At 64.0% G+C, this 14,160-nt stretch carries 4 protein-coding genes; 2 read left to right on the top strand and 2 right to left on the bottom strand.

Going from position 1 to position 14,160, the window contains the following annotated elements; translation table 11 throughout:
* Window positions 1-4: 4 nt before the first annotated feature.
* Window positions 5-655 carry a type III secretion protein gene (locus AC0L16_RS21150; protein ID WP_473623019.1) on the bottom strand — a complete coding sequence of 217 codons (651 nt, stop codon included), beginning with the start codon at window positions 653-655 and terminating at the stop codon, window positions 5-7.
* 237 nt (window positions 656-892) lie between these two features.
* On the opposite strand from AC0L16_RS21150, the gene AC0L16_RS21145 reads away from it, so the two are divergent.
* Window positions 893-1,618, top strand: coding sequence for a L,D-transpeptidase (locus tag AC0L16_RS21145; protein ID WP_473623018.1), 726 nt, complete (start codon window positions 893-895; stop codon window positions 1,616-1,618).
* 39 nt (window positions 1,619-1,657) lie between these two features.
* Window positions 1,658-2,620, top strand: a complete 963-nt coding sequence (locus AC0L16_RS21140; protein WP_128245325.1) for a LysR family transcriptional regulator — start codon at window positions 1,658-1,660, stop codon at window positions 2,618-2,620.
* On the opposite strand, the gene AC0L16_RS21135 is transcribed toward AC0L16_RS21140, so the two are convergent.
* Window positions 2,593-14,133 (bottom strand): LysM peptidoglycan-binding domain-containing protein, encoded by an 11,541-nt coding sequence (locus tag AC0L16_RS21135; protein ID WP_473623017.1) that lies wholly within the window; start codon window positions 14,131-14,133, stop codon window positions 2,593-2,595. The two genes, AC0L16_RS21140 and AC0L16_RS21135, sit on opposite strands and share 28 nt — an antisense overlap.
* Window positions 14,134-14,160 lie beyond the last annotated feature (27 nt).

Here is a 14,160-nt window from a genome sequence, read left to right as displayed (position 1 = left end):
TTGCTTAGTTCGGTTTGCCGGAGGGAACATTCTGCGCCTCCGCCTGCCTGCCGCGGAAAACGCGGACCGGAACAACTTTGCCAGCCTCCTGCCTGGTGCTCGGCGCCGCAGGAACTCCCAGTGTTTTCCTGACAAGTTCAACATAGGACGGCGGCCCCGATACCGAGACAACATCGTCCTGCGTGGACACCTTTATCGGAAACTTCGGGTCGATGACCCCCAGCCGCGAAAGCCGATCTTCCGCACCGGCAGCCGTGTTGGCATCAAGCGCGATCATTTCCGTCCGGACCTCGGCTTCGGTCGCGACGTTCATGACGATGCCATCGAAATGCCAGACCAACCCGTATCGATCGCAGATCTCTTGCAGGAACTCGCGCGCCGTTCCAACCGGCATGCCGGCGCTCAAACGCCCCTTTACGAGTTTGCTGACACGCATCGGCACCCGCATGTTGCGGCCCAGTTCGACCAGCGCGTCGGCCACCGACTGATCGACGGTGATGTATTTGTACGGGCCGGCAGGCCAGCGCGGTTCGGCTGCGTTGGCCGGCGACGAGGCAAGGCCCAACGCCAGGATCATCGCAAGACCGCAGGCGGCAAAAACCGCCCTGGTTCCCAACGACCGATCCGCATGGCAGGTGTCGCGTCCCGTCAACATTGGTCCTATCACAAAGGGACGCACGAGCGATGGCCCGCGTCGCTGGTTGAATGGTTTACCCGCCGATTCACTCTATCGTGCACATTGCAGAATTGGAAGTCCAATTGGATTGCGCGCAGGCATTTGGTGCCAAACGTTGCGGACCGCTTGCAAAGCGATATGGTGCGCGCTGGAATCAGGTGATCGCCAGCTGAACGCCTGGATGCAGAAGAGAGATCGGTCTTGGGCGGCAATCAAATGATCCTGCTTGCGAACTTGCCTGTTCCCGTCAAGGTTGCGGGACGCAAGGTCCGGGTCACCCCGCGCCTTATCCAGAGCCCGCGCCTTAACCAGAGATTGCGTGCATTTCTGATCGCTCTCATATCGATTGCCGCCATGGCGCCGGCGCAGGCCCAATCGAATAGCGGTTATGACCCACGAAGCTGGACTTACGATCCGGCAAGAAATGTGCTGGTCTCGCCTTCCGCTCCCGACCAGACTCCCGATGGAGAAGCCCAGCGCGATTGGTCAGCAATCCCGAGGGAGATCGTGCATTTCAGTGAGGCTCAACCGAAGGGATCGATCGTTATCGACACCACGGAGCGGCGGCTTTACTACATTTTGGGCAACGGCAGGGCGCTGCGATACGCGGTGGGCGTTGGAAAGGAGGGATTGGAATGGTCCGGCCGCGACACGATTTCGGCCAAGAAGATCTGGCCAGATTGGCGGCCGCCGGCCGACATGCGATCCAGAGAAGCATCAAATGGCCGCTTCCTGCCTGTGCATGTCGAGGGAGGACCGAACAATCCACTGGGCGCGCGCGCATTGTATATCGGCAACACGCTCTATCGCGTCCACGGCACCAACCAGCCATGGACCGTCGGACGGGCCAACTCCTCCGATTGCATTCGCATGACCAATGACGACGTCATCGATCTTTATGACCGCGTGAAGATCGGCAGCCAGATCATTGTGCGGCATTGATGGCCGTTCCCGAAAGCCGCAAATGAGTGATTCGCAGTCGTGATACCTTTCAACATCAAGCAGCTCGAAACCTTTCTCCTGGTGGCGACGTTCGGAAGCTTTCGCAGGGCGGCGGAACGCCTGAACACCACGCAGCCGGCGGTGTCCACCCGAATTGCCGGGCTGGAGGAAGCGCTTGGCGCCAAGCTGTTCGAGCGGCAGAGCAGCACGGTCAGGCTGACCGCCGAGGGACAACGGCTGCTGCCACCTGCCCAACGGGTTCTGCGCGTCGCAGAGCGGCTGCAGTTGATGGCCAGCTCTCTTTCAGAGACTTCAGAGACGACCAGGGTGCTGAGGCTTGGGGTTGCCGAAACGATCGTGCACACTTGGCTGCCGGATTTCCTCACGGCACTGAAGGCAAACTTTCCGCTTGTTGATACCGATATCGTCGTCGATGCGACGACGACCCTTCGCAACGAACTGATGTCACACCGGCTCGATCTTGCGGTGCTGATGGGCCCTGTCCTGGAGTACAGCATCGAGAATATCGAGATGCCGTCCTTTCCGCTTGTCTGGGTCTGCTCGCCGCAATTGGAATTGCCTCACCGGCGCAAGGTGACGCTGAACGACCTGATGCAGTTTCCCATCATCAGCTACGCCCGCACCACGCGACCCTACAGCGAACTCTACCGCAAGCTCACCGGCGAATTCGAAGAGACGCCGCGCATCTTTCCGGCCAATTCGCTGGCCGCCTCCATCACCATGACACTCAACGGAATCGGCATAGCCTCGCTGCCCGAGGGAGTCGTCCAGGACTATCTCGCAAGCGGCAAACTGCGCATCGTCGAATGCGAATGGCACCCGTCAGACCTGCAGTTTACCGCCTCCTACTCTTCCGAACCCTCCAATCCGATAGCGGAGCGGGCGGCAAAGCTGGCCGGCTGCGTTGCGCACGCCTATGCTGCGAGAACCGATAAACTTAGGCCCGCGGTTTCTCAGCCGACCAAGGTGGCCGGCAGGTAGATGCGGTCGCCTGAGAAGATCACATCCGGGCTCATTATATGGTCCATGTTGAGCACCACCGTCTCGGCCACATCCGCAGAATGGGTCCTGGCGATCAGGCGAATGCTGTCGCCGTTCTTGACCTCGACCCACTGGTAGCCGTCTTTCTCCAGCGTTGGATTGGTGCGGCCCGCAGGGTTGCTGCTGCCGTCAGCATGCGGCTCGACATGGTCGCCGGAAACCCAGCCGCTGTGCATTTCGCCGTCCGGCCCGAAACCTTCGACCGGTATCCAGGCGTCTCCTGACTGGTCTGTCGAAGGCCCGGCGGTCTGCTCGACGAAGGTGCCGGGTTGCAGAACCGTCGCCACGGTCGAATCCGCGTCAGGCTGGGTCCGCAAGTTCAGGCCATCATCGGCCAGCACGGCGAGTTGCGGGAAGTCCTGCGGCGGGGTTGGCGTCCCGGGATCAGGCTGCTCGGTCTGTTCGTCCGGCGGCGCACCATCGACGCCGGAAGGATCGTTACCCGGCGGGGTCTGCTCGTCCGGTGGCGCGACGCCGGAAGGATCGTCGCCCGGCGCGGGGTCGGTTGCCGGCGTCTTGCCGGTGTTGTTCCATGGCTGGTCGTCCAGCGTATCCCAGGCAAACAGCAGCATGCCGACGCCGAAGGTCACGCCAAGCGCGATGCGATCGGCGATCCCCCAGCGCGCGTCGGACTTTGCGCGGACGTCGATCTGCTCTGCCGTCCTCGGCACGGCCCGGCGATTGAGCAGATCCGTGCGCGCGGCCGACACCCAGAACTCGGCGCTGCCGACGGTGAACAAGGCGCCCGCCGTCGCGGCCAGCGGCGAGTGCAGGTTCTGTGCCGTGTAGAGAACGGAGCCAAACAGATAAGCGGGACCGCCCAGATGCTCGGCCACGTTCCGCAACACCGGCCGCCCGGCGACCGACTGCAGCGCGGATTTCGTTCCGTAGATCACATTGCCCAGCGAGAAGGAGCCGTTCAACCAGACATTGTCGCCGCGCAGCAGCCCGGCGGCCGAGCCTGGAGACGAGAAGACGAACGACGCCCCGCTCGCCGCATTGAGGGCGCGTCCGAGCGGCTTGTGATTTGCCGTGGCGTTCGGAAACACCGATTGCGCGCTGAAGACGATGCCGCGGACGCCGAACGCAACGCCCGCAGCCGTCGCGGCCCAATGCGGTGGCAGGATCTGCCATACCGTGTAGGAGGAGCCGGCCATCGGACCGAAGGTCGCGACCAACTGCGCGTTCTCGTTGAGGCGGGCGAGGGTCAGCGCCTGATCGACGGCAGCAGTTTGATCCGGCGTCATGACCTTCTTGTGGGTCGCCCGATAGGTGGTCAACTGCAGCACGGATAGCGCGTTCGTTTGCTCCGTCGACATCCAGGTAAACTGCCTCGGCGTGAACTTGCGCAACTGGCCGGGGCTCAGTTCGCCAAGCTGCTTCGGCGTCAGCGCCGCTATCTGTTGTTTCGTCAGCGCCTCGATCTGGTGAATGGTCAGAGCGTCAAGCTGCTCCCGCGTCAGTGCTGCGACGTGGCGTGGCGACAGCTTTGCCATTGTCGCGGGATCGCGTGCCGCGACGAGAGCCGGGTCCAGCGCCGCGAACTGGGTGGCGTTGAGATGGCCGAACTGGGCGGGCCGCATGGCGGCGACCTGTTCCGGCGTAAGGGCGTTGCGCTGCTCGTCACTGAGCTTGGCGTTCTGGTCGGGCGTCAGCTTGCGCACCTGCTCGATGGTCAATCCGGCGAGTTGCTCTTGTGAGAGGGCCGCGACCTGATCCGGCCGCAAGCCGGTGATCCGGCCAGGGGCAACAGCCTGCAATTTGCTTGGCCTGATCGCCTGAAGCTGTTCGCCACCCAGCGCCCGCAACTGCGTCGGCCGAAGCGCGGCAAGTTGATCGAACGTCAGCTGCCGGACCTGCTCGGGGCTGAGTGCAGCAACCTGCTCAAGCGCCAGCTTGGCGATGTGCTCCGGCTTGATGGCGTGCAATTGTGTGCCGGTCAATTCGGAAGTCTGATCGGCTGCAAGCGCCCTGACCTCCGGCCCGGTCGGCGCCCGCACTGGTTCGGCAAATCCCGGCTCCGCGGCGGAACTCACCGGAAACTCAAGGCTGACGATCCTTCCGCTGGCAGAGTCAAAGACCACCCTGCCCCGGTCAGTCGCTGGCGGCCATGTCGCGGCCGGCGTTTCGGCAGCACTATTCTCTGTCGGCGGCGTTTCGCCAGTCACGGCCGGGGTTTCGTTGACGACCACCTCGGCCGGCGGCGGCGGCGCTTCGGCCTGCGCTGGCGCATCCCAGAACTCGTCGGCCGGCCGCAAGATCACCTGCGGGCGTTTCTGCGTCGATCGGCCGGGCGCGAAGGCATCCTCATTGCGCATGAACTCACCGATGAAATTGCCGTTCGGATCCATCATCCGCCAGCCATGGACCTCGTTCCATGGGATGCTGCCGTCGATTGCAGTCTCGTCGACGCGGGCCATGCTGTCGCTGACGGGCCGGCCCATCGCCTCGAACTCGGTCGGGACGTGAAGGCGCGGTCTGCTCGGATTAAGCGTGTAGAGATAGGTATAGCCTTGCTGCCGCGCGGCCCGTGACTCTTCCGAAACGAAAGCCTTGGCGCCCGAGACCGACTGGCTGGTGCCGACGAAACGGCCATGGGTATTGCCAAGCACATAGTTGCTCAGGACGATGCCTTGCGGGTTGTCCACCCAGATTCCTGTCGGCGGCGGCGGCGAGAAGCCGCCTGCGTCCCTGATCTCGCTCGGCGCGCGTGTATCGGCGCGGAACACATAGGGGCCGACATTGCCGCGCACAGGTCTTGCGGGGTCGCCGGCGCTTTCGACGGGCAGATTGCCTTCCTCGGGATGCCCAAGGCTGCCCGGCACATGGTCTTCGGAAGCGCCGCGTATCCAGGGCAGGACATAAGGCTCTCCGGTTTCGGGATCCCGGAACAGGATATGCGATTTATGCATCAACTCCGGTTCGTCGCCGCGCGCGCTCGGCGCATCGGCCGGCGGCACATAGACATTCTCCACGCTCTTGGGCGGCGTCCCGAGATACCGCACGGTGGCCGTTTCGCCATTCTCGTCGACGATCCGAACCGTTTTTTCCGACGGCCCCGGGCCTAGTGCCGGCGGGGTCGGCGGCGAATTGTGCAGCACATCCTGCTCGAGCAGCCGGTTGAGGTAATGCGCCTGCGTGGGCGTCAGCTCGCTGCGGGCCTGCTGGTCCAGCTGTTGCCGCAACACTTTCCATGCTGGCCGGCTCATGCCGTCTGGCCGTCCGCCGGCGAGTTGGTCCGGATATGGCGCCACGCCCAGTTCCGGGAACACATCCAACACGCGCTGACCAGCGAACCTCAAATCGCCATGCGGCGATGCCGCAACCTCGGCGAGATAGGCGTCGAGATGCTGCAGGACGTCCGGCGTCAGTCGCCCCCCCGAGGTGCCCAGCGCCGAGAAGACCTTTTGCGCGCCTTCGGAGGATCCGGGATGGGCGCGGGCGGTACGGGCATGCGGGACAACATCCTTCCTCACCGAGCCGAGTTCCACCGTCGTTAGCGGCCATTGGCTATAGTTCACGGCGACACCGGCGCCGTGGTCCTTGCGGTCCAGGCGGTTGAGCGGCCCGGCGCCCGTCTCGCGCGGAACGCCCTCGAAGGCGGGGGTGCCGCGCCAGGGTTCCTTGCCGCCTCCGAAGGGCGCCATGACGTTGAAGTTGCGGTAGAGGACACGATCCTCGAAACCAGGCACCTTGCCTTCGGAACTATAGTGGCTGGCGCCACCTCTCGCGGCCTCCTCCCAGAAAGAGGCTGCCCTTTGGCTGAGCGGGCCAGGCTCCCTGTGCGTATATCCTGGCCGGCCGCCTTCGCCGCCGAGATAGCGCAGCGTGCGATTGACGTAGGCCCCGCTCACAGAGAAGCCAAAGATGGATAGTGAAACGCCAGCGGCTTTTTCGTTCTGGAACGTGTTCTTCGACAGCATCGGCGCCGATGCGACCCACTGGGCGGAGGGAGCCGCCGCCTCGTCATAAGCGAAATTCGGCCGGAATCCATTGACGAAAAGTTTCTGGCCCTTCGCGTCGTTGGGATGGACCGGGAGCAGGAAGCCGGTGCCGTCCGGGCCGTTGTTCTTCAGGCTGAGTTCGCCATAGACCTGCCGGCTGGGCAGCGGTACTTTGAGGCCGATGCCGAGCATCGATCCGCCGAGAGTGACCGTGCGGCCGTCGGGGCCGAGGATCCACCCGGCAGCCAGGAGGGCGCCGTTGGTCGCCATGTCGTTCAGCAAAGGGCCGCCCAGGACATTGGCTTCGTGTTCCTGCAGGAACCAGGAAACGGTGGCGCGGTCGGACCGCCAGACCCCTTGTGCATCGGTGAAGAATGTCGGGGCGCGCCACGAACTCGCCTTGTCGGCATCCAGCAACCGCTCCAGCAGGACGGGCACCTCGCTGTTGATCTCGGTCCCGGCCCTGGGCTTGCTTGCGGGCAGCGCGTTCTCCAGCGCGTGCGCGAGCGACTGGACAGCGGGGTCCGCGGATTTCGCCTGGTTGGCGGCGTAACCGCGCATCTGTCGCCAAAGATAAGGCGTCCAGGTGTCGTGGCCGGACAGAACCTTCTCATTGTAGCGGCCTTCCGGCGAAAGCTCTCCGGCGGGTTTGAACGAAGAGTCCGGCTGGAGCTTAGGACCGTAGACCCACGTGCTGCCACTGTCGGCCTGGAGGACCTGCATGAGCGCATCCTGCTGCGCGGCGGTCACCGCCTTGCCGAGCTTGGTGGCGCGCCCCTTGAACAACGGCGAGGCGGCATTTGCCGCGGCGGCAAGGTTCGGATCGGTGGAGTGTGACGCCGCCTTGAGGTAATCGCCGACGATGCCACGGCCGGCATCGGTCCAGCCGGCTTCTCCCGGCAGCGCCCCGGCGGTGAGGAACTGCTCGCCGCCGGGCAGCCTGGCGTCTGACGACAGGCCGAGTTGGTCGATCACTTCTCCTGGCGACAGATGCGGCAGCTTGCCCTGTGCGCTGAACACCTGGAGGGTCGTCAAGCCGTTCTTCGAAAGCTGGCCGGCCGGCTTGGAGCCGGTGAACGAGCTGCTGCGGTCGGCATTGAGCATTTCGCCAAGCGCATGATGCTGGGCCGGCGTCATCTCCGTGCCGGGCTGAGGCAGACCCCTGCCGCCGAGTTGCACCCTGGTCATGGTCACCGCGTCGCGGACGACAGGATCGCTGGAACGTTCGAGGGAATGCAGGTAGTCGCCGACCAGTTGCAGCTGCTCGGGCGTCCATGTCGGCGCCGGCGCCGCCGCATCGTCGGGAAGCGCCGGCAAGGTGGTGGCCAGGGTCTCGCCGAGCGCCGAGCGATGGCTGACTTCCGGATTCTTGGCGGGATCGAACGTCTGGACTTCCCGTGCCGGGGTGTTGACCCTGTTCTGGCCGTTCGGCGTGGTTATCGACCCGCGCTTGGCGCGTTCGACGGTCTGGCCCGAACCCAGGTAGCCGGCATCCGTCGCATGCTCGCCCAATGGGACGATGTCGGGGGCGGTGTCGCGGGTCATGCTCGCCTGCGGGCCGGCGATGACGATCTTGGCCGGCAGGTATTCGCCGCCGGCCTCGACATAGATGTCCTGTCCGGCGGTGACGCCGTCCTGCGCAACCGGCCGGTGATAGATGCTGTCGACCAGCTCGCCGAGCTTCGGATAGTCATAGCGGGGTTCGGTATTCGCGTAACGCGTGCCGATGCGCCGCAGGCCGGCCTTGGCGGCAGTGAACGTCTGGCCGAAGCTGTACGGGTTTGACGAGAAACGATTGATGATGGGCGTGCCGTCGGGCCGAAACCGGCTGGGGTGCCCGGTGTCCGTCACGGCCGGTGGCTCGGTGCGGGCGTTCGGATCGGTTGTCCAGCGACCGTCGGCGCCGAGATAAAGCACCGGCAAGGAAGGGTCGAGATCGACAGCAGCCGGCACCGGCTCCGGCGCGGCCGTGATCGCCTTGGGTTCGGGTATGGCGACAACCCTCTGCCCTTCCGGCACGTTGAAATCGACGAGCATCTCGCCGGTATGGCGGTTGCCGAGAGTGTAGCGCATCAACGGGCGGGTGCCTTCCGCCCCGCGTGTTTCCGTTTCGGACTGGAGCAGGACCTCGTCCGGGGTGACCAGCACGGCCGGGTCGGAAGGGCGTGCGCCGTCGAGGTAGCCCGTCTGCTGCGGATCCTTGCCGCTGGTGTAGACGTATTCCGCGGGATTGCGGCTTGGCATGCCGGTGAACGTCTTGGTCGCCGGGTCCCAGACGAGCCGCAAGCCGCTCTCGGCCGGGCGCGTCGTTCCATCGCCGCGGACCGGCGGAACCACAATCGGATCGCCGTCGGCGGGAACGCGCACATTCTGCTCACGCGCTCCCTGGGCGTCTCGGTCGCTGGCATTCTCGGGATCGCCGCGCTCGCCCGGAACGCTCGGCCCTTCATCGTGGACGTTGATAACCGTCCCCTCAACAACGGGGTGACTGGGATCGTGGAAGACCAGCATGTCGGTCGGGCGATGGACGCCGTCGGTGCCTTGCTCATGCACGACCATCGGCCGCGACGATTGTCCGTCGCCTGATGGATCACCCTTGCCGCCCATGGGTGGCGGTGGATTCGGACCGCCGGACTCGCCGGCCGGCAGCGCCCGTGGACCGGTTGGCCGGTTAGCCGCACCGGTGTTGTCAAAACCATCCCGGGCGCCGAAACCGGCTCCCTGCTGGCCGGATGTTTCGCCGGCCACGTCGCCGGCGATGATGATCTCATCCGGGTCCGGCATGACCTGCTCGCCGGTGGGCCGGTAGACACCGTCGGGGCCCATCTCGTAGACGGCCCGCGGTTGCGGCCCCGAATCCGGAAAAGTTCCGCTCCGAGTACCGCCCGTTCCAGGCATGTTGGACAACAGCGAGCGTCCGCCCAGCCCCGTGCCGACAGTGCCGACGCCTATGCCTACGATTGCGTTAGCGAGCTCGAGCAGGGACATATCGCCGCCATGCGCCAACAGATCTTCCACCGATTTGCCGAGCAGCGGAACACCGGTAACCACGGCGCCGGCATCGAGGGCCCACGCAGCGTTCGTCAGCCTGTTGCTGCTTTGCATAAACTCCGAGACCTTACCAGCATAAGAGGCCTCCTCTACGTTCACCTGGAATCTGCCGATGCCCCAACTGGCATCTTTCATGCGAGTCATCCCGAAGCCGCCCGCGAAAGCCTGGGATCTGGACAGGCTTGTCTTTGCCAAGCCGAATGTGCGCAGGGCACCCGCGCCCACTGGCAGGAACGCAGTTACGCCGGTGGCGATATTCCAACCCGACTGGCTGTCGAAGTCGCCGCCCTGCAGGAGGTGATCACCCTCTTTGATCAGAGCCTTGCCGCCAAGGATTGAGCCGGAGCCGATCGCGATGGGAATCGCCCATTGGCCGCCCGGCACGAACGAGACGATAGTGGAGACACCGGCTACGATGCCAAGGCCAATGTCGGTAGCCTTGTCCCAGAAACCCACCTTGCGCGCGTCGGCCACTTCCAGTTCGTCGAGCGAAAAACCATCCTCGCCGAGCGACATGTCGCCGCCCTTGGCCATGACCAGATTGCCCTTCTCGCTGAAGATGCGATTCTCGTGCTGGAATTCATCGAAGGTGCTGTAATATTTACCCGAGCTGTCGACATAGCCGATTTCGTCGCCGCCGCTCTTGATCGCGAACAAGGCCGTCGTCGATTCCTTCCCACCGTCGAGGGAGAAAACCGGCACGATCTTGACCTCGGCGTCGTCGCCAGCGCGGTCGGTGATTTCTTCGGTGACCTTTTGGACGTCTTCACTCGACGCGTCGAGCCCGAGTGTCTGACCAACGGCAGTGCTGAGTTGGTCCGGCGTATATGTCTCGTATTCGCCGGTGAAGCCGGCCTCGTAGAGGTTCTCGAACTGGACCTGATATCCAGCCAGCGCCTGGTCCTTGTGTTCTTCAAAATACTCGTACTTGAGTTTCGCCTCATGCTCGGCGGAACCGTATTCGAGAAGCTTGGGGTGGCTTGCGGAAAAAGCGTACCAGTCGCGCCCCGCCACCATCGCCGGCCGCACGTTTTGTTCCCAGTCCTCCAATTGGTTCTTTTCGGTCTCCGCCTGGCCTCGATCGATTTCCGCGGCAGCAACTTCGGGGTGCACCCACAGCTTCTGGCCGTCCATCTCGATCTGGACCCACTTGCCGCTGTCGCCGATCGCGCCCGGCCCCTGCTCTTCGTAGGCCGCGGCAACCTCCGGCGCGACCCACAGGTCGCGGCCGTTCACCGCGATCTTCACCGCCGTCTCGCCCGGCTTGAGCGTGCCGGCGGGCGCCTCTACGGTTCCCGGCCCGTGGTCGGTGATCGCCTGGTCGCGCGCCGTCGTCGCGTCGACGAGCCCCGTCTTCGCATCTCTCAGCCCGGCATCAAGCTGGTCGACCTGCACGCCGACGATCTTCGACCTGGCCGCGTCCAGCGCCGATTGCGATCCGTTTGCGTTGGCTGTGCATACCGGCGCCGATAGGTCCTGCGTCGAGGCCAGCATCTCCTGCCACTGCTTGTTGAGCGGATCGTTGCGGAAATCTTCCCTGATACCCTCGTCGTTGAGGTCATATGTCAGGGCAGATTTATGTATGTTGGTGTCATCACCGTTCTCGTCGGTGAAAGTGGCGTTCTCATAGACGGTAACGACATAGAGTTGACCGTTCTCCTCGACTATGTCCTGCGATTCTATCTTGCCGGTAAAGTCACCGTGTCCATTGGTATAGCCTTCCCAATCGAAATGATGCGGGTTTCTTTCCTGCGCCTGCGCAAGCAGTTGCTGCTTGAGAGGCTCCATGGTCACGGCAAGATCCGCCGCCTCTGCCTGTGCAACCCCATACTCCTGATATGCCTCGGCCAGGGTCACCTGATTGGCCGCTGCCCCCTGGAGCGTTTGCAGACCTTCAAGCCGCTCTTCGATGGCCGTGTATTCTGGGCTTCCAGGCTTGGCATCAGTAAGCTTCAGCTCCAGCTCGGTCGAGCTGATCATTTGATCGATCGTGGCCTTGTTGCCGTTGGCGGTGTGTAGCGAAGCGTTTGTAAAGAGCTCGGCGACCTCCGCGTGCGCGGCCTTTCCTTGTTGGTTGGTTTCCTCGGCACTGGGGCCATCCGGGTTGCTGACAGCAGTCTGGTTGGGATCGCTGAGCGTCGGCAGATCTACCTGTTTGTCGATCGCTTCGAGAAGTGACGTCTGGCCCTCCTCGTATTCGGCCCGGGCGGTGCTGGCGCTTTCAAGCGCGTTGTTGGCGAGGCTCAACCGGCTTTGCGCATCTGCCAGCGTGCCCTTCGGTTCGGGCGGCTTCCAATCCAGTCCATAAGGCGCCAACGCCTCGTCGAGCATCGACTCGGCACCGTCCATGGCGTTCTTGAATTCAGGGTCCAGCGCATAGACGTCGAGCTGTGCCGCGCTCTGCGCAGCCTTTGCTTCTGCCTCACCGAAGTTCGCAATCGCCACGTTCTCGGCTGCGATCGCCTTGGCCACCTCCGGGTCGAACCATTTCCAGCTCCCGTCGACCAGCAATGGCACCCACTTCCCGCCCGAAGGAGCCGTGGCTGATGGTGGGTTTCCGTAGGGACCAACCGATGTGGGGCCACCCTCGAGAGTCGCGCCGGTTGCGTCTTGTCCCCGACCATACAGTTCCATTGCAGCGACCATGGCCTGCTGCTTTTCAAGCGCCCCCGTGGTCAGCTCCGGCGTCGCCCCGCCGAATATGCCATCCAGCATCGTCTTGAGTATCTGGTCTTCCTTGGCCTGTTCCGGGCCATTGCTGTTCGGGTTGATGTCCAGCAACAAATCGGCCAACGCTTCCTGCGCGGTGCCGGCCGCGATATCCGTGACGGCGCCGGTCGTTGCGTTGGTCAGCGTGATCTTGCCGTCCGGCGACGTGGTCATTGTGTAGCCGTTAAACGTCACATTGACGGTGGTGTTGGTACCGCCCTCGATCACCACGGTTTCCCCGGGATGAATAAGGTCGGGATCGCGCGGAGAGGTGAACAACTCCGGATTGCTTTCGGCGAGATCCTCCAGCGTCACACCATGCGCCTCGGCGATGTCGCTCAGATTGTCACCGGGTTGGACCTGGTAATCGATCGGCTCGCCGTCGTTCAGCGTCTCGACAATGGTCTCGGTGCGCCGGCCGTCCTTGTCGACGACGATCGTCGTTTCGGTGTTGTTGAGGGGGTCGACGATGGTGGTGGTCTGCTCGCCGGTTTCGGTGTTACGCTCGGTGTGGCTGGTCCTGCCATTGCCGTCGACCGCATCGGTCGTCTCGGTATCCCCCTCGATGGTCGTAACCGAAGTCGAACCGTGTTGGTAGTCGTTGTTGTAGGTGACCGTCTTGCCGGTCTCCGGATCCGTGACGACGATCTGCAGGGTCTCGCCAGGGTCACCGCCCTGCGTCACCTCGAGGCCGGCGGCGTTCAGTTCGGCGATCACCTGCTCCGGCGTGAGATTGCTCGCCTCGGCGATTTCTTCAATGCTTTTGCCGGCGGCAAGCTGTTCCTCGATCGCCGCCACGCCCGAGCCGTCCGCCGTCTGCGATTGCGCCAAGGTGGTCACCTCGCCGCCCGGAGCCGTAACCGTGGTTACCGGCAATGCGGGGCCGCCGGCGGGCGTCACCGTCTGCACGGTCGACCCATTCGGCAGGTTGCTGGTGACGGTGACGGCGCCGTTACCACTGGTTTCAGTGGTTGTGGTTTCACGGGTCTGGGGATTGGTCGTGCGTTCGGTGACCGCGCCGTCGCCGAGATCATCCACCAGCGTGGTGGTGATCGCGCCGGTCTGCGCGTCGACGCTGGTGGTTTCCTTGCGGCCGAGATCGTCACGGATCGGCGATGAGGTCGCCTGCAGGTCGGGGCCGGTCACTTCGGTGTAGTAGCCGCCGTGCTGATAATCCTGGTTTTCGGTGATCGTGCGGTCTCCAACGGTGATCACCACCGTGCGGGTGTCGCCGTTGGCGTGCTCGGACGCTACCGCCGTCATGCCGCCGGCATTCAGAGCCGCCACCACATCCTCGGGAGCCAGGCCCTGCTCGTCGGCGATGTTGTCGATGCTTTTGCCACTCTCGATCGCCTTGAGAATGTCGTTCGCCTTGGCTTTCGGCGAAACGTCGTCGGGCCCACCACTGGCCAGCAGGAGGTTTGGCGCGCCGCCGGAATCCTGCGTCGTGAAAAGCGCCGGCGCGGCGGTGGCGCCGCCATTGCGGTTCGCCGTGGTGACCGCGGCAGGCAGCTCCGGTCCTGGCTGCGCCGGGGCGGTCGGCTGCGCCGTCGTCAGTTCCGCATTGACCTGCGTCAGCCGCTGGCGGGCGCCCGCGGCCGCGTCGGCCTCGCCCATCTTGTTGGCGAGCCGGATGTCATTTTGCAATTTCGTGGCTTCTGCCTGCAGCCGCGTAATCTGCTCGGCATTGGCCTTTGGATCGACCCTGGGAGGCGGCGGCGGCTTGACGGTATTAATCGGGCGGATCATCAAACAACCTCCGGAGCCGGTCCAGTC

It is taken from the genome of Mesorhizobium sp. WSM4848 (genome assembly GCF_055811375.1).
The sequence above is the reverse complement of the archived record's forward strand: the minus strand, read 5'-3'. Positions and strand labels throughout refer to the sequence as shown.

What these genes read in the sequence shown, in the direction of transcription:
- AC0L16_RS21145 (WP_473623018.1), top strand. Translation starts at nt 893, where the DNA reads ATGATCCTGCTTGCGAACTTGCCTGTTCCCGTCAAGGTTGCGGGACGC.
- AC0L16_RS21135 (WP_473623017.1), bottom strand. Translation starts at nt 14,133, where the DNA reads ATGATCCGCCCGATTAATACCGTCAAGCCGCCGCCGCCTCCCAGGGTC.
- AC0L16_RS21150 (WP_473623019.1), bottom strand. Translation starts at nt 655, where the DNA reads ATGTTGACGGGACGCGACACCTGCCATGCGGATCGGTCGTTGGGAACC.